General features: G+C 61.4%; 13 protein-coding genes. 7 read left to right on the top strand and 6 right to left on the bottom strand.

The window, feature by feature from the left end; translation table 11 throughout:
* Nucleotides 1-2: 2 nt before the first annotated feature.
* Together HCI85_RS19435 and HCI85_RS19430 are read right to left on the bottom strand one after the other, a co-directional pair.
* Complete coding sequence (locus HCI85_RS19435; protein WP_167147314.1) at nucleotides 3-719, bottom strand: LrgB family protein; 717 nt, start codon at nucleotides 717-719, stop codon at nucleotides 3-5.
* Complete coding sequence (locus HCI85_RS19430; protein WP_160089210.1) at nucleotides 716-1075, bottom strand: CidA/LrgA family protein; 360 nt, start codon at nucleotides 1073-1075, stop codon at nucleotides 716-718. Before HCI85_RS19430 ends, HCI85_RS19435 begins: the two co-directional genes overlap by 4 nt.
* A 219-nt stretch (nucleotides 1076-1294) precedes the next feature.
* Here HCI85_RS19430 and HCI85_RS19425 point away from each other — a divergent pair, with 219 nt between their 5' ends.
* The 6 genes from HCI85_RS19425 to HCI85_RS19400 all read left to right on the top strand — a co-directional run bounded on the left by HCI85_RS19425 (nucleotide 1295) and on the right by HCI85_RS19400 (nucleotide 7984).
* A complete protein-coding gene (locus tag HCI85_RS19425; protein ID WP_090255625.1) occupies nucleotides 1295-1750 on the top strand; it encodes a MaoC family dehydratase in 456 nt (151 codons plus the stop codon).
* Nucleotides 1751-1889: 139 nt separating this feature from the next.
* Nucleotides 1890-3617 (top strand): C13 family peptidase, encoded by a 1728-nt coding sequence (locus HCI85_RS19420; RefSeq protein WP_167147311.1) that lies wholly within the window; start codon nucleotides 1890-1892, stop codon nucleotides 3615-3617.
* A 61-nt stretch (nucleotides 3618-3678) separates the two neighbouring features.
* Complete coding sequence (locus HCI85_RS19415; RefSeq protein WP_090255629.1) at nucleotides 3679-4320, top strand: oxidoreductase; 642 nt, start codon at nucleotides 3679-3681, stop codon at nucleotides 4318-4320.
* Nucleotides 4321-4340: 20 nt separating this feature from the next.
* The gene (locus tag HCI85_RS19410; protein ID WP_160089216.1) at nucleotides 4341-4679 is read left to right on the top strand and encodes a DUF5629 family protein; all 339 of its coding nucleotides are present in this window, start codon (nucleotides 4341-4343) and stop codon (nucleotides 4677-4679) included.
* Between the two features lie 18 nt (nucleotides 4680-4697).
* Entirely contained in the window at nucleotides 4698-5309 is a 612-nt protein-coding gene (locus HCI85_RS19405) for a class I SAM-dependent methyltransferase (RefSeq protein ID WP_167147309.1), read from the top strand.
* A 116-nt stretch (nucleotides 5310-5425) separates the two neighbouring features.
* Nucleotides 5426-7984 carry an EAL domain-containing protein gene (locus HCI85_RS19400; protein WP_241693820.1) on the top strand — a complete coding sequence of 853 codons (2559 nt, stop codon included), beginning with the start codon at nucleotides 5426-5428 and terminating at the stop codon, nucleotides 7982-7984.
* A 56-nt stretch (nucleotides 7985-8040) separates the two neighbouring features.
* On the opposite strand, the gene HCI85_RS19395 is transcribed toward HCI85_RS19400, so the two are convergent.
* From HCI85_RS19395 to HCI85_RS19380, 4 genes are all read right to left on the bottom strand, one after another.
* On the bottom strand, nucleotides 8041-9852 hold the full coding sequence (locus HCI85_RS19395) for an FAD-dependent oxidoreductase (RefSeq protein WP_167147306.1): 1812 nt from the start codon (nucleotides 9850-9852) through the stop codon (nucleotides 8041-8043).
* 115 nt (nucleotides 9853-9967) lie between these two features.
* Nucleotides 9968-12616, bottom strand: a complete 2649-nt coding sequence (locus tag HCI85_RS19390; RefSeq protein ID WP_167147303.1) for an EAL domain-containing protein — start codon at nucleotides 12614-12616, stop codon at nucleotides 9968-9970.
* A gap of 101 nt (nucleotides 12617-12717) precedes the next feature.
* Nucleotides 12718-13356, bottom strand: coding sequence for a response regulator transcription factor (locus HCI85_RS19385; RefSeq protein ID WP_194242276.1), 639 nt, complete (start codon nucleotides 13354-13356; stop codon nucleotides 12718-12720).
* Between the two features lie 18 nt (nucleotides 13357-13374).
* A complete protein-coding gene (locus tag HCI85_RS19380) occupies nucleotides 13375-15672 on the bottom strand; it encodes a PAS domain-containing sensor histidine kinase (RefSeq protein ID WP_167147300.1) in 2298 nt (765 codons plus the stop codon).
* A gap of 233 nt (nucleotides 15673-15905) precedes the next feature.
* On the opposite strand from HCI85_RS19380, the gene HCI85_RS19375 reads away from it, so the two are divergent.
* On the top strand, nucleotides 15906-17528 hold the full coding sequence (locus HCI85_RS19375) for an acyl-CoA synthetase (protein ID WP_167147297.1): 1623 nt from the start codon (nucleotides 15906-15908) through the stop codon (nucleotides 17526-17528).
* Nucleotides 17529-17634 lie beyond the last annotated feature (106 nt).

The raw sequence follows: 17634 nt of genomic DNA, 5'->3' as shown, positions 1-17634 counted from the left end.
CCTTATAGCCACAACAGAATCGCCAGCGGCAGCAGCACAGCTGTGAATACGCCCATCAGGCTCATCGCCAGGGCTGAAAACGCGCCGCACTCCTCACCTTCCTGCAGCGCACGGGCGGTGCCAACCGCATGCGCGGTCAGGCCCAGGGCCATGCCCAGTGCAGCCGGGTGATGCACGCCACAGCGCTTAAGCAGCGCCGGGCCGATGATGGCGCCGATGATCCCGGTGATCATCACAAACACCGCGGCCAGGGCAGCAATCCCGCCAATCTGATTGGCCACCAGCATGGCAATCGGCGAGGTCACCGACTTGGGCGCCATACTCATCAGCATGATCTGCTCGGCGCCGAAGGCCCAGGCCAGGGTAATCCCCAATACAGTCGCAACCACGCCGGCCACCAGCAGGGTGATCAGGGTCGGCCAGAACAGCTGGCGAATTCGCCGCAGATTAAGGAACAGCGGCACCGCCAGCGCCACCGTGGTTGGCCCGAGAAACAGCGTCAACGCCGCAGCGCTGTCTTTGTATTCGGCAAAGGTCAGGCCGCAGGCCAAAAGAATGCCGATTACCGCAAGCATCGATAGCAGCACCGGCTGCAGAAACACCCAGCGGGTTTTCTCGTAGGCGGCAATCGCCAGTTGATAGGCCCCAAGGGTGATGCCTACACCAAATAGCGGGTGATGGATCAACGCCTGCCAGGCGGCGTGCCAGTCAAGACTCATGCGTCCTCCCGGCGTTGTTGGCGATCAATCAGCTTCTGCATCAGCCAGCCAGCGAAGACGATGGAGATCAGCAGCGACAGCAACAGCGCACCGGCAATCGCCCAGAAGTCGGCAAAGATGTCCTCGGCATAGGCCATCACCCCCACTGCTGGCGGCACCAGCAGCAGCGGCAGGTATTTCAGCAGGCTGGTGGAGGCCAGGTGCAGCGGCTCGCCGACTTCTCCGCGCAGCAGCAGGAAGACGAACAACAGCAACATGCCGATGATTGGCCCCGGCAAAATTGGGATCAACAGGACATTCAGCGCAGTGCCGAGCAACTGGCACAGCACCAGCCAGGAAAGGCCGCGTAGCAGCATGATGGGTAATCTCCGAATCGTATGATCCCAGACGCAGTGCCGCGCATTATAAGCAGAAGCACCCGGCAAGGGCCGGTTTACAGCGGTTGCGCACGAGCCAACGGCATACCTTGTCCCATCGCAATAGGCACTTGACCCTGCGTCGAACCCATGATGATCTTAGGGCAGAAGGATTTTACGCCCCCAAAAAAACAACACTTGCGTCTTCAAGGAGAAACCATGACATCAGTACCCGCCGCTGAATTGCCCAGCTATATCGGTAAAGAGCTCGGCCGTTCCGATTGGCTGACCATCGACCAGGAACGCATCAACCAGTTTGCCGAATGCACGGGTGATCACCAGTTCATCCACGTCGACCCGGAAAAAGCCAAACTCACCCCCTTTGGCACCACCATCGCCCACGGCTTTCTCTCGCTGTCACTGGTGCCCAAGTTGATGGAAGGCATCATGATTATGCCTAAAGGGCTGAAGATGGCCGTCAACTACGGCCTGGACAGCGTGCGCTTTATCCAGCCGGTGAAGGTCAACTCCAAAGTCCGCCTGGTGGTGACGCTGACGGATGCCACCGAGAAGAACCCAGGCCAATGGCTGCTCAAGGCCAAAGTGGTACTGGAGATTGAAGGCTCGGAAAAACCCGCCTACATCGCCGAGCCACTGACCCTCTGCTTCGTCTGATTACCGCTGCCGGATCAAGGCGCACCTGCATCTGCGGTGCGCCTTTTGTATTTTTAAATGCCCGACGGTGCGCTCAATCACGGCACTCCGGGCGTGTTAAGGCATACTCGGCATCGACCTTCCAGCCTGGATTTTCCGCATGCGTACGCTCGCCCGCCTGGCCCCTCTGAGTCTCGCCCTGTTGTTGGCCGCTTGCGGCGATGGCGAACCCTTACTGCCCCCCAATGCCGTGCTGCCTGATGGTGGTCGCTACCGTGGCGAAGTTGTCGACGGCCTGTTGCAAGGTCCTGGGCGCCTGGATTACAGCGATGGCAGTTACTACGACGGGCTGTTCAAGGACGGTCAGTTCAACGGCCCGGGCGAATGGCGCAGCAAGCACGGCGAGTTCTACAGCGGCGAGTTTCAGAACGGAGACTTCCACGGCCAAGGCAGCCTCACCTACAGCGATGGCAGCCGTTACGAGGGCGGTTTTATCAACGGCAGGCCCAGCGGCGAAGGCCACCTGGAAAGCAGCCAATTGGAATACCGCGGGGAGTTCAGTAAGGGTCAATACAGCGGGCTGGGCAAACTGCAATGGAGTAACGGTGCCAGCTTCCAGGGCCAGTTCAAACAAGGCGAACCCGACGGCCAGGGTGTGCTCACCGACGCCGAAGGCAATACGTACACCGGCACCTTCGATAACAGCCAACTTAACGGCCAGGGCAGCTTCAAGAATGCGGATGGCGACCTGTACATCGGCCAGTTCCGTCATAACCAGTTCCACGGCAAGGGGCGCTACCAAAGCGCCGCTGGCGACGTTTGGAGTGGCCGCTTTGTGAACGGCAGCCTCACCGGCAAAGGCGAATTCAAGGGCAGCGACAGCAGCCATTACGCAGGCCAATTCGACGATTGGAGCTACCACGGTGAAGGTCACCTGACCCTGGCCGACGGCAGTGCCTATCAAGGCAACTTCGCCTACGGCAGCTACCAGGGCAATGGTAGCCTGACCCTGGCCGATGGTACTCAGCAAAGCGGCACCTGGCAGAACGGCCGACTGATTCGTGATGCCCAGGGCAAGGCCATACCGGACGCCCTGGCCACCGGCGTGCTGGAGCAAGGCCGCCTGCTTGACGCCGCCATCGCGAAGCTGCCTGCCTCAACACCGGCTATCGAGCTGTATGCCCTGACCCTGGCGGGTGACGGCAAGCAAAGTGTATTCATGCGCGAAGCCGATTATGTCGGCAAGCTGCTGCAGGAACGCTTCGCCGCCCACGGTCTGATCACCTTGGTCAACCACCGTGACCACCTGACCGATCGCCCCCTGGCCACTAGCGCCAGCTTGAGCCGCAGCATTCAAGCCCTGGCAGAGCGCAGCGGCAAGGAAGACCTGATCTTTATTTACCTGACCAGTCACGGTTCAGCGCAACACGAGCTGAACCTCGACCAGCCACGCATGCAGCTCGATGACCTGCCGGCCAGTGAGCTGGCAGCCCTGCTCGAACCACTTAAGGATCGGCACAAGGTGCTGGTGATCTCGGCCTGCTACTCCGGTGGTTTTATCCCAAAGTTGCAGGATGACAAGACCCTGATCATCACCGCTGCGCGCGCAGACCGCGTGTCCTTCGGTTGCTCGGAAGAAAACGATTTCACCTACTTCGGCCGCGCGTTGTTCGCCGAAGCCCTGCAGCAAACCGACGACCTGCAGCGTGCCTTCAAGCTGGCCCAGGCCAGCGTTGCCGAACGCGAAAAAGCCGACGGTTTCGAACCCTCCGAGCCGCAGATCTGGCCTGCAAAAGCGGTGCTCGCACAATGGCGTACGCTGCGCGAACAACAGGCCGAGCGCGCCCTGAACAATGCACTTGAGGCACAATCTGCGGTCAACCGCTAACAGCCATGCGCGCCACCAACGGCCTGATAAGCTGATTGATATCAGCGGAGAACCTCACACTATGTATTTAACACCCCAGCACATCCTCCTCGCAGGTGCCACCGGACTGACCGGCGAACACCTGCTGGATCGCCTGCTGAACGAGCCCACCGTCGCCCGCGTACTGGCCCCCAGCCGTCGCCCTTTGGCGGCCCATGCACACCTGGAAAACCCGCAAGGCGAACTGCTGACCTTGCTGCCGGAACTGAGCGGCAAGGTCGATACCGCCTTCTGCTGCCTGGGCACCACGATTAAACAGGCTGGCTCGCAAGAGGCTTTTCGTGCGGTCGACCATGACCTGGTGCTCGCCTTCGCCGAACGCGCACGCGCCCTCGGCGCACGTCACCTGCTGGTGATCAGCGCCCTCGGTGCAGATGCCAACTCCACCGTGTTCTACAACAAGGTCAAAGGCCAAATGGAGCAAGCCCTGCGCGCGCAAGGCTGGCCGCAGTTGACCATCGTCCGCCCTTCGTTACTGCTGGGCGCCCGCCAAGAGTTTCGCCTTGGCGAGCGACTGGCCGCGCCCTTTATGCGCTGGTTACCGGGCAAGTACCGTGGCATTGAAGCCACCGTACTGGCCCGCGCGCTGTGGCGCTTGGCACTGGAAGAGGATGCCGGCACTCGCGTGATCGAATCAGACCAACTGCGCCGTCTCGGCCGCTAACAACAAGAAGCCATCGACCTATGAGCACCACCCCGCACGACCTGATCAGCGCCCTGAGTGGCGCCGATATGCTGGAAATCGACGAGCTGCATGCCTGGCAGTTCAGCCTCAACGACGATCAACTGGCTCAACACCATGCCGGCACCACGCCCACTGACGATGCGCCGCTGCTGAGCATCGAATGCATGGACGGCCGCGCCCTGCGCAAATGGCATTTCAACCTGGCCCAGGTAATCGCCGCACGTTTTGATGGTGAGGCCGACGCCTGGCGCATCAGCGGTACGGCCGGCGTGCACCTGATCAAGTGTTTTGCCGCTGTCAGCGGCGACAACAGTGATCTGCCAGACGACGCCGAATAACTCTGCCGAGGGCAACCCGTGGGCCTGTATGACCGCTACCTGCTGCCACACCTGATCGACTTCGCCTGCGGCATGGGCGCGGTGATGAAAGCCCGCTCGCAACTGGTGCCCCAGGCCCATGGCCGGGTGCTGGAAATCGGCATCGGCAGCGGCCTTAACCTGGCCTTCTACGATGCCGCAAAGGTCAGTGTGATCATTGGCGTCGACCCCAGCGCCGATATGCAGAAACTGGCCAGGCAACGGGCCGCCGCGATCAGCATTCCAGTAGAAATGATTGCCCTCGAACTGGGGCAGATTCAGGCCGACGACGCCAGCTTCGACAGCATCGTCTGCACCTTTACCCTGTGCACCATTCCTGATGCTGTAGCCGCACTGAAAGAAATGCGCCGCGTGCTCAAACCTGGCGGTCGCCTGTTGTTCTGCGAACACGGCCTGGCTCCCGAGCTGCCCGTGCTGCGCTGGCAGAACCGCCTGACCCCGCTGTGGAAGCCGTTAGCCGGTGGCTGCCACCTCAATCGCGATATCCCGGCGTTGATCACAGCCGGCGGATTTCAGATTGGCGAGCTGAGCAATCGCTACCTCAAAGGGCCAAAACCCATGACCTATATCTATCAAGGCTGGGCCTACTGAGCCACGCCTGACGACCCATCACGCGGCAAATCGCTCGTCGCCATCATCCCGCCACACCCCAGGCCATATTCTGGCTATCGTTAGGCTACGGACTTTGCATAGAAGTAGCCCCACGCATGATGCGCCTGCTCACTCGACATCTCATCGCCCTGCTGCTCTTCACCGTGGGTTTCACGGTCACGCCTTATAGCGGCGCGCAGTCTCGTGCGGTCAGCGTGGGGGTCTACGCCAACGAGCCGAAAATTCTACTGGATCAAGAGGGCAAACTTTCCGGCATCCTCGGCGAGCTGCTGAATGAGATCGCCCGCCAGGAAAAGTGGCAACTGCAACCAAGGCCCTGCGAGTGGCAGCAATGCCTGGAGCTGGCGCAGAGCGGCGAGATCGACCTGATGCCGGACGTGGCCTATAACGACAGCCGCGCGCAGGTACTCGACTTTCACACAGTGCCTTCGCTGGTCAGCTGGTCGCAGGTGTATAGCAACGAGAACCTGCAGCTGAAATCAGTACTCGACCTCAAAGACCTGCGCATTGCCGTCCTGCAAGGCTCGGTGCAGGAGGACTACCTGCGTGGGCTGCTGGACAGCTTCGACTTGAAAGCGCAATTGATCGGCGTACCCAGCTTGCAGCAAGGGTTTGCCCTGGTAGCGGACGAGCATGCCGACGCCGTAGTCGCCAACCAGCGCTTTGGTGATTTCCATGCGCCGAGCTACCGGCTGCAAAGCTCCTCAATCATGTTTCAGCCTGCGCAGCTGTTCTACGCAACCCGCAAAGGGCAAAACGCCGATTTACTGGCCGCCATCGATCAGCACCTGGCGAACTGGCAGAACTCGCCGTCCTCTGTGTACTACCAAACCCTGCTGCGCTGGGGCAGTGAGCGGCCACGCCTGCTGATCCCCACGGGTGTCTGGTGGGGACTGACGACCCTGGCACTGCTGCTGATTGCTGCCTTGGGCGGCGCATGGCTGTTACGCCGCCAGGTGCACGAGAAAACCCGCCACCTGCAGGCCGGCGAAGCACGCCTGAACACCATCCTCGACAGCGTCGAGGCGTACATCTACATCAAGGATGTGCAGCTGCGTTACCAATATGCCAACCGCAAGGTCTGCGAGCTGTTCGGCCAGAACCTTGAGCAGGTGATTGGCAAGACCGATGAACAGTTCTTCGACATCGACACTGCAACCAACCTGTATGACAACGACAGTCGCGTACTCACACTCGGCGAACGGGTGCAGACCGAGGAAATCAATCGCAGCCTGGACGGCAACACGCAGCACGCCTTTCTCTCGGTCAAGCTGCCGCTGCGCGACGATCACGGCAAGATTTACGCGCTATGCGGCATCTCCACTGACATCACCGAACACAAGAAGAACCTCGAAAAAATCAACCAGCTGGCCTTCTACGATCCACTCACCGGCCTGCCCAACCGCCGTCTACTGCTCGACCGCCTGCAACAGGCCCTGGCCAAGCATGCCCGCGGCCTGCAACAGGGCGCATTGCTGTTTATCGACCTGGACAATTTCAAAGACCTCAACGACACCCTTGGCCACGACATGGGCGATCAGTTGCTGCAGCAGGTCGCCGAACGCCTGAGCAGCCATGTGCGCGCCCAGGACACCCTGGCTCGTCTCGGCGGCGATGAGTTTGTGTTGATGCTCGAAGGCCTGAGCCTGAAGCCTGAACAGGCCGGCCAACAGGTTGAACACGTCGGCAACAAGATCATTAAGGCGCTCGCCGTGCCCTACACCCTGCAAGGCCGCAGCTATATCAGCACGGCCAGCATCGGCGTCGCCCTGTTCCCCAAGGAGGACAGTACGGTCGACGAGGTACTCAAGCGTGCCGACATGGCCATGTACCAGGCCAAAGCTGCCGGCCGCAACGCGTTGCGCTTTTTCGACCCGGCGATGCAGGCCGAAGTCAGCGCCCGCGCCAGCCTGGAAAGCGACCTGCGCCAGAGCCTCGACCAGCACGACTTTATCCTGCACTACCAACCCCAGGTGGATGCTCACGGGCAACTGGTCGGCGCCGAGGCCCTGGTCCGCTGGCAGCACCCTATACGCGGGCTGGTGCCGCCGGGCGAATTCATTCCCCTGGCTGAAAGCACGGGGCTTATTCTGCCGCTGGGTCGCCTGATCTTGCGTGCGGCGTGCCAACAGCTGGTGGCATGGGCCAATGATTCACAGCTGGCGCACCTGACACTGGCGGTCAACGTCAGCGCCAGGCAGTTCCACCACCCCGATTTTATTGAAGACGTGCTTGCTGCCCTCGCGGAAAGCGGCGCCAAGCCTGAACGTCTGGAGCTGGAACTGACCGAAAGCCAACTGGTGGAGGATGTGGAAACGCTGATCGACAAGATGAGTCAGCTAAAAGCACGTGGCGTGCACCTGGCGCTGGATGATTTTGGCACCGGCTACTCCTCACTCAACTACCTCAAACGCCTGCCGCTGGATAAGCTGAAGATCGACCAATCCTTCGTCCGCGACCTGCTCGAACACCCCAGCGATGCCGCCATCGTGCGCACCATCCTGGCGCTGGGAGCCAACCTCAATCTCAGCGTAACCGCCGAAGGCGTAGAAACTCAGGCGCAATACGAGGCCCTGCAAGGCATGGGCTGCAGGCGCTTTCAAGGCTACCTGTTCGCCAAACCGGGGCCGGCTAGTGCGTTTTCACGTGCCTAAGACTATTTCAGTCACGATTGACCACTATTTAAAGCTAGCTTGCACCCAAAGACGGACTAGGTAAGTTCATTGACCGCACGCCAGGCCTGATCCACGGCCGCATGCAGGTAAGCGTCCCAACCAGCATCGGAATTGGCAATGGTCACCGCGCCCAAAGGCTGACGCGCCCGCTGCATCAGCGCCGCGCCACCGTCCGGGCCATCGAACAGGGGATTGCTGTAGTAGGAATAGCCATGCGGCCAGCGGTTGACCGTGATGGCCAACACGTCGCGCTGATGATCAAAACCACCGCCACCGAGCACGCGCTGCAACTGATCACGGATTTGCGCTTCGTAGTGGGCAAAGGTGCTGGTGTAGATCTGCATGCGCGCGGCCCGCGCCTGCGTGCGCAGGTCCGGGCCGACGCCCGGCGCATGCGGCACATGCACCAGATGCAGGCAGATGGGCTGCTCAGGATCATTCGGCGCCTGATACCCGCCCAGATCCACCGGGTAATCCAGCTTCATCAGGCTGAAGGGCATGCCCGGCGCGTACACCTCCTGCATACCCAACTCGACCCAACTCTGCCAATTACGAATCACCACGTTGGCGTAGACCATGGGCAATTTGACGTTCTGCGCCAACGCCTGCGCCTGACGGGCCGGCAGGTCGCGCAGAATGTAAGGAATGAGCATGTTGTAGCAAGCCAGCACCGAATGCCGGGCGCGCACCCGGTAAAGCTGTCCCGCCTGACTGTAGCCGACATCCACGCCGCCCTCACGGTTGCGCACACTGACGACGGTGCTCGACAGGCGCAGGCGCACACTGTGCTCGGGGCGGTCCAAACGGCTGTAATCGAAGGCGGCCAGCACCACATCGCCCATACCCTGCCCGGCGGCCACCGCCGGGATCAGGTCACGCACCAACAGCCGGGCGACACCGGCATTGCCATCGGGGAAGTGGTAGATGTACGGCTCTTCTTCGCTATCATCCTCCTCCAGGCCCAGGCCGGCAAAGCCCGGATAGCCGGCATAACGCGCGTAACTGGCCGGTAGAAAGTCGATGCGGTAGCCGTATTCGTCGCTGGAACGCTGCTGAAAGTAAGCGATAGCCTTGTCCGAAAGGCCGACATGGCGCTTGAGATAAGCGTGGTAACTCAAACTGTCGAGGTAGGCCTCACGCTCATCGAGCGGCAGCGCCTGCAGGTAATTCTGTTCACCCGCATACAGCGCCAGCAGGGCGGCGCGGTCGCTTTCAGGCAGCGGGAACTGGCCAATGAAACCGGCCCAGTCGGGTTCTTCATCACTGTCTGCATCCGGCTCGCCGACGACCAACCGGTCTTCGCCAAAGGTCTGCTGATCGAAGAACACCGCACTGTCCAACTCGTTATACAGGCGATGCTGAAAGGCCTGATGAAAGCGCTCCAGCTTGATCCCCAGCGCCGCCAACAAGCGCTGCACCTCGGCGCTGAAATTGGCCTTGGGCGAGTCCAGCGATTCGCTGCCGCCATAGCCCAGCAGTAAACGACCGCCCACACGAAACTCGTTGCGTTTGGCATGACCACCGAAGTCGTCATGATTATCCAGCAGCAGAATGCGCGCCTGCGTGTGACGTTCACGGTAAAACCAGGCGGCCGCCAAGCCACTGATGCCAGCACCCACCACCACCAGGTCATAGTCTTCATGTTGGGGCAGGTGATCGGTGGCGAACACCTTGCGCTCCCAGCCCAGCTGATGCGCCACCTCAAAGCTGCCCACATGGCTGCCGCGCAAGCCCGTCAACGCCGGTGGATAGACGCGCGACTCGGCGCGCAAAAAGCGCCACGGCACCAGACCGGCGGCAATCGTCAGCGCCGCCCCGTTGAGAAAGTCGCGTCGTTTAATGCTCATCTCAGCCTCACAAAAAAGCCCCGTACACGCCTCTGAACATTGCCCCTTATCCACTGCAATGCCGAGCCATCAGCAGGCTAGGCATGACTCGACTGAGCCGTTTCCGCCCGACACTTCAGCCCACTCGCCCGGCGTTTAAGGGCTGTTCATGCCATTGCTTTGATTCAAAAGCCGCCACTGCCATCGGCTGGCTAAACAGATAGCCCTGAAAGAACTGGCAACCGTTGTCGCGCAGTACATCCCACTGCGCCTGGGTTTCCACACCTTCGGCGATGACTTCCAGACCCAGGCTGTGCGCCAACGCCATGATGGCCCGCACGATCGCCAGGCTGCTGATCTCAGGCAGTACACGGACAAACGATTGATCAATTTTCAGCTGATTGAGGGGCAGTTGTTGCAGGTAGGCCATGGAGGAGTAGCCCGTACCAAAATCATCAATCGAGAAACGAATGCCGAGGCTCTGCAAGGCCTGCATACGCAGGGCGGCCTCATGTTTATCGCTGAGCAGCAGTGATTCCGTGATTTCCAGTTTTAACTGGCGGGGGTTGGCCTGGGTCTCGGCCAGAATGCGCTGCACTTGTGCAATAAAATCGTCCTTGTAGAGCAAACGGCTGCTGGTGTTCACCGCAAGGCTGAGCCCGGCAAACGCAGGCTGCGCAGCCCAGCGCGCCAGTAACTGGCAGCCTTGCTTGAAGATGTACAGATCAAGCTCGGCGATCAGCCCGCTGCGCTCGGCAATCTCGATAAACAGGGCCGGGGCCAGCAAACCTCGCTGCGGATGCAGCCAACGCACCAGCGCTTCCGCGCCTTGCAACTCACCGAGGTGGTTCATTTGTGGCTGCAGATAGAGCACAAATTCACCTTCGGACAAGCCTCGGCGCATGTCATGTTCCAACTGCAAACGCTGACTGACCATTTCCTGCATCAGCGGGTCATAAAAACTCAGGGCGTTTTTACCCGCCGACTTGGCGTTGTACATCGACAGGTCAGCGCGCTGCATCAACTCGTCCACGTTATGCGCTTCATCGTTGAACAACACCACACCCAGGCTGGCACTGTTGAACAATTGGTGCTCACTCACCCGATACGGCTCGCGCAGCGCGAGCATGAGCTTACTGCCGATATGCTCCACCTGAGCGGCAGCTTCCTCAGGCTGAGGCTCCAACCCTTCAAGCATGATCACAAACTCGTCACCGCCCAAACGGGCCACGGTGTCCAGTTCGCGCAGGCTACTTTTCAAGCGCTGCGCCACCTGGCACAGCAGCTCATCACCGGCCTGATGCCCATACAGGTCGTTGACGTTTTTAAAGTCGTCCAGGTCAAGGAAGATCAGGGCGCAGAAATGGCCGTTGCGCCGGCTCAAGGCAGCGGCCTGTTGCAGACGGTCGCGTAGCAAGCGGCGGTTGGGCAGGCTGGTCAACGGGTCATAAAACGCCAGGTGCTGAATTTTCTCTTCGGCGTCCTTGCGTTCGCTGATATCGGTCAGTGAGGCCACGTAGTTGGTCACCCGCCCGGCCTTATCGCGCACAGCGCTGATCGACAGCCACTCAGGGAAGATTTCTCCGCTTTTGCGGCGGTTCCAGATTTCCCCCTGCCACTGGCCCTCTTCATTAATTGTCCGCCACATCTGCTGGTAAAACTCAGGCGGCTGGCGGCCGGAGCCGAGCATGCGGGTGGATTGACCAATCACGTCCTGCGGCTCATAACCACTGATCGTGGTAAAGGCGCGGTTAACCTTGAGAATACGCGTCTGCGCATCGGTGACTATCATGCCCTGCTGCGTCTCGAAGGCGATGGCGGCGATGCGCTGTTCGCGTTCCATCTCCGCACGTTCGGTAATGTCGCGCGCCATAAACACCACGGCCCGCTTGCCATTGAAGCGGGCATCCATACGCCGTGCGCGGGCCTCGAACATGCGCTGCCCTATCGGAGTCTTCAGCTCGTACTCCAGCGTCTGCGGCTGCTCGCTGGCCAAGGTCCGGGCGATGAAATCCATGAACAACTCGGCCTGCTGCACCGGCATCACATCCAGCAGACGCTTGCCGAGCAGCCCCTGACCGCCGTCCAGCAGCAGGTCAGTCTGGGGTGACTTGATCTTCAGGTAGCGGCCATCTTCGTCCATCACCAGCGACAGGTCAGGGACCGCTTCGGTGATCGCGCGCAACTGCGCTTCGCTCTGCAACAAGGCCAGGCGGTCACGCCGTTGCACGTGGGCGTCCTTGAGCAACAGACCGAGGAACAGGGTGAGCGGCACCAGCAGGACAAACAGCACCCAGACCGCATCCTGCATAAACAGGGCAAACTTTGGCGCAGGCAAGAGGGTGAGATTGAGCACCTGCAACACTTGCACGGCGATGGCAAACAGCAGCAGGTTCGGCAGGTTGAAGGCCACCCGTCCACGCCGGTACAGGCGCCTGTAGAGCAAGCCCATCAGCACGGGCATCAGCACATTCAGCAACCCGGGCAACATGCCGACACCGCCGAGCCAAGCGCGGTAAGCGCCGGCAATGGCACCGGCAATCAGCCCCACCTGCGGGCCACCAAAAAAGGCAGCCATGCTCAACACCGCCGTGCGGCCATCGAAAATCAGCCCGTCGGCCAAGGTCATCGGCGCCATCATGCCGAGGATACAAATGCCGCCAAACAAAATACCGGACAAGCCTTTGCCCAGGGGCGAGCGTTCATCCACATAGCGGGTAATCAGGCCATGAACCCAGCACAGGGCAATCAGCAGGATGACGTTTTTCAGCAGTTCCAGAACCATGCAGCCCCCGCCCGTGCAGCGAACGCCAGGTGCCTGACGTCACAGTGACCCGTTGACCATACGGCCGCACCACGCCGCCGCACTTGGGACTTTAGTACAGCCTAGGGCCGCAACTGCAGGGCGTCCACCATACCGGCGGCGATGGCCATGCCAACCAGCTCGGGCAGATTGTCGGCTTGCATGCGCTTCATCACCCGCGAGCGGTAGAGGTCGATGGTTTTCACGCTGATGTCCAGTTGCTCGGCGATTTCGCGGTTAGTGAAGCCGCGCACCAACGGCAGCAACACATCCCGCTCACGCGGGGTGAGGCTGTCCAGGCGTTGCTGCAGGGCCTGCAAACGCGGGTCGGTCTGCGCGCTGGACGCTTCCTGATTGAGGGCTTGCTGCACGCTGTCGAGCAACAACTGTTCGTTGTAGGGCTTCTCAATAAAGTCCACGGCTCCGGCGCGGAACGCGCGCACCACAATCGGTACATCGGCATGCCCGCTGACAAAAATGATCGGCATCTGGATACCGCGGCTGCGCAGGGCTTCCTGCACGTTCAAACCGCCCATGCCGGGCATGCGCACATCCAGCAGCACACAGCCCTGGCTGTGCTCATCGCAGGCATCGAGAAAGGCCCGGCCACTGGTGAACGGCAGTGCCGTCAGGCCCACGGACTCCAGCAGCCAGACGGTGGAGTCGAGCATGCCTTGATCGTCATCGACCACATAAACCCGTTGTTGCATTTGCAGGCTCATGCCCTGCTCCTTTTATTGTTATGCCTTGGCTTCGCCACGTTCATTGCGCTCGGCGTCTTCACCGCGCAACAGCGGCAGGCGACACTCTAAACACAGCCCCCCGGCGGCACCGGGCAGAGCCTCCAGCGCGCCACCGAAGCCCTCGATGATACTGCGGCTCATCGACAGACCCAGCCCCAAACCTTCGGCCTTGCTGGTGTAGAACGGGGTGAAAATGTGTTCCAACTCGCCCTGCGCCACGCCCGGCCCCTGATCCCACACCTGCACACAGAGTTGCCCAGCCTGTTCGCTGGCGCGCAGTTCGATGCGCGACGGCTGGCCCGGATGGGCCTCACGGTTGGCATCAATCGCATTGCGCAGCAGGTTGAGCAGGACTTGTTCGATGAGGATGCGGTCGGCATACACCGGCGGCAGCTGGTCGCTTACCTGCTCGACGATGCTCACCTGCCAGTTGCTCGCCTCCCACTGGCACAGGCGCACGGCCTCACGCGCGACGCTGGCGATATCCAGCGCCTGGGTGCGGCGCTGGCCTTTGCGCAAGAAGGCGCGTAGGCGCTTGATCACTTCCGAGGCGTGGTTGGCGTGCTCGGTGATGCGCTCCAGCCCTTGCGCCACCTTGCTGGCCGCGTCGGGGTTGGAGCCCAGCGCTTTAAGGTAACGCTGGCTGGCGCTGGCGTAGTTGACCACCGCCGCGAGCGGCTGATTGATTTCATGGGCAATGCCACTGGCCAACTCGCCCAGGGTGACCAGCCGCGCGGTGTGGGCCAGTTCATCCTGATGGCGACGTTGTTGAGCTTCGCGCAGTTCGCGCTCGGTCATGTCGCGCGCGACCAGTGAGTAGTAATGCTCACCATCGCGCCCACGGTGCGCCAACAGCACCAGCGACACCGGCAAGGGCGCACGCAGGCCCAGCGGCAGCAGGCGCGCCTCGGCACTCCACACGCCCTGACTGTCGGCTGTATGCCAGCCGCCGTTGCGCAAGCGTTGCAGATCGTCCTGGGCGAGCAACTGGTCGAGGGCTGGCAGGGCTTGCTGTTCGTCGATGTTCAGGGCGTGACGCGCCGACGGGTTGAGGTGCGTGAGTTGCCCGTCCGGGTCGATAAACAGCACCAAGTCGGTGTTGGCCTCCACCACTTCCGCGAGGCGGCGCTTGTTCTCTTCGGCCAGCACGCGGGCGGTGATATCGCGCGACACGCTGACCACCTCCACCACCGCGCCGGTGTAGGTTTCGCGGATAGCCCGGCTGGCGGTTTCAAACCACAGGTAATGGCCGTCGCGGTGGCGGATGCGGTAGGTCATGGTGTGGTAGCCGTCTTGCTCCAGCGCCTCGCGGGTGCTGTCGATCAGGTGCTGGCGGTCATGCTCATGAAACAGCGCCTGCACCGGCGTGCCGCGCAGGGTTTCCGGCCAGAAGCCGAGCAGCGTCCAGCTCGCGGGCGAGGCGTCGAGAAAGTGTCCGTCGGGGGTGTGCCGGGAAATCAGGTCGGTGGTGTTTTCGGTGATCAGCCGGTACAGCCGACTGGCCTTGAGCGCTTCACGCTCGGTCTGCACCTGCGCGGTGGCGACCCGGCAGCGGGCCAGCACCTGTTGCTCGGCCGGGTCGGGCATAAACAGCCAGATCAGCACGTGGCCGGCCACTTGTGCCTCTACGCCGTCAATCGCCCGTCCTTGTTGCAGGCAGGCGCGCACCAGTTGCGCGGTGTTCACGGGCAACAGATCGGCCACGGCAGGCAGGTTATGCGCACTCAGCCACTCGTGCATGGCGGCGTTCAGTTGCAGGGGCTTGGCGTCGATGTCCAGCAACAGGCTGGGCTGCGGGTCACTGCCGAGTAGCAGGCTGCCACGGGCTTGCTGCGGCAGGCTGGCTAGCAGGGCCTGGAGCATGGCGTGCAGCAGATCAAGCCAGTCACTGCCGGCGTGTTCGTGCAGCTCAAGCAGCAGCAGGTCGTGGTGCCCGTCATCCAGCGACAACGCCAGCGCCTGGCCGTGACTGAGACCCGCGCGGCGTACCCGTCCGGCCAACCAGCACGGCAGTTGGCGCAATTCGCTCAGGCTCAGCCGGGGCTGCGCGTGCAAGCGCGCCCACAGTGCTTGGTCACTGGCCTGCAATGGGTCGCCAAAGCCAGGTGGTAAATGCGGCGCGCGGCCTTCATGGCTGTAAATCGCGGTGCCGGCCTGCCAGCGCAAAAAATACGCCTGACGCACCTCAGGGCAGGCCTGCAAGGCGCGCAACAACGCATCGGCGCGCACGGCCAATGACAGGCGTTCGCGCTGCATGCACAGCCAGCTGTGCAGCTGCACAGAGATTTCATTCATCCGGGTTTGTGCTCCTTGCCAGCAATACCGGCGAGCTTCCACTCAGGCGTCGCTCATTGCAAAGCGACCAAGGGCTAATAGGTCGATTCAAATATAGTAAACATACTATACAACTATGGTTTAACTTCCATAAAAATAAAAGCATATATATAAATACACCCAGAACAATACCGGGCCGCCGCTTAGAGTAACGGCTGCATGGCCCGAGCATCCAACCTGCTGTGGGTATCTGCATGTCGATCTACGAACAGGGCCTAGCGCCCGCTGCCGTCAACCATATCGCCCTTTCGCCCCTGAGCTTTATCGAGCGTACCGCCAGCGTGTACCCGCACTACCCGGCCGTGGTGCACGGTTCGATTCGCCGTAACTGGGCTGAAACCTATGCGCGCTGCCGGCGCTTGGCTTCAGCGCTGGCCGGACGCGGCATTGGCAAAGGCGACACGGTGGCGGTGATGCTGCCGAACATTCCACAGATGCTCGAAGCGCATTTTGGCGTGCCGATGATTGGCGCGGTGCTCAACCCGCTCAACGTGCGCCTGGATGCCGAAGCCATCGCCTTCATGCTGCAACACGGCGAAGCCAAGGTGTTGATCACCGACCGCGAGTTCCATGAAGTAATCCACGCCGCCGTCGGCATGCTCGATCACCCGCCGCTGGTGATCGACGTGGACGACCCGGAATACGGCGAAGGCCAGGCCATCAGCGACCTCGATTACGAAGCCTTTCTCGCCGAAGGTGACCCGCAGTTTGCCTGGCAGTGGCCAGATGACGAGTGGCAGGCGATCAGCCTCAACTACACCTCCGGCACCACCGGCAACCCCAAGGGCGTGGTCTATCACCACCGTGGTGCCTACCTGAACTCGCTGGGCAACCAGATGACCTGGGCCATGGGCAACCACCCGGTGTACCTGTGGACCCTGCCGATGTTCCATTGCAACGGCTGGTGCTACCCGTGGACCATCACGGCGCTGGCGGGCGTGCATGTGTTTCTGCGCCGCGTTGATCCGGCAAAAATCCTCACGCTGATTCGTGCCGAGCAAGTCACCCACCTGTGCGGCGCGCCGATTGTGCTTAACGCCCTGGTCAACATGCCGGCCGAAGCCAAAGCCGCCATCGATCACCCGGTCAAGGCCATGGTCGCCGGCGCTGCGCCGCCCGCAAAAGTCATCGGCGCGGTCGAGGAAATGGGCATCCACGTCACCCACGTCTACGGCCTCACCGAGGTCTACGGCCCAGTGACCCTGTGCGCCTGGCATGCCGAGTGGGACGCCCTGCCGCTTGATGAGCGCGCAACGATCAAAGCACGCCAAGGCGTGCGCTACCCGACCTTGGAAGGGCTGATGGTGGCCGACCCGAAAAGCCTGGAGCCGACCCCGCGTGATGGCGAAACCATTGGCGAGATCTTCATGCGCGGCAACACGGTGATGAAGGGCTACCTGAAAAACCCCAGCGCCACCGCTGAAGCCTTTGCCGGTGATTGGTTCCACACCGGCGACTTGGCCGTGTGCCACCCGGACGGCTACGTGGAAATCCGCGACCGCCTCAAGGACATCATCATCTCCGGTGGCGAGAACATCTCCACCATCGAGGTCGAGGGTGTGCTCTATCGCCACCCGGCGGTACTCGAAGCCGCCGTAGTCGCCCGCCCAGATGAAAAATGGGGCGAAACGCCCTGCGCCTTCATCACCCTCAAGGCCGACCAGCAGGCCGTGAGCGAGGCCGAGGTGATCAGCTTCTGTCGCGAGCACCTGGCGGGCTTCAAGGTGCCGAAGACCGTGGTCTTCACCCAACTGCCGAAAACCAGCACCGGCAAGATTCAGAAGTTTGTCCTGCGCGATATGGCCAAAGCCCTCTGAACCATTGTGAAAAGGGCTTTAGCCGCGAACATCGCCATTAAAGCACGTAGCCCGGATGCAATCCGGGAACAGCGATTCGGGTTCCCCGGATTGCATCCGGGCTACG

Origin of the sequence: Pseudomonas sp. OTU750018 (genome assembly GCF_011636575.1) — a bacterium.
GTDB lineage: Bacteria > Pseudomonadota > Gammaproteobacteria > Pseudomonadales > Pseudomonadaceae > Aquipseudomonas > Aquipseudomonas peli.
Note: the sequence above shows the minus strand (reverse complement) of the source record. Positions and strands in the feature narration are given on the sequence as shown.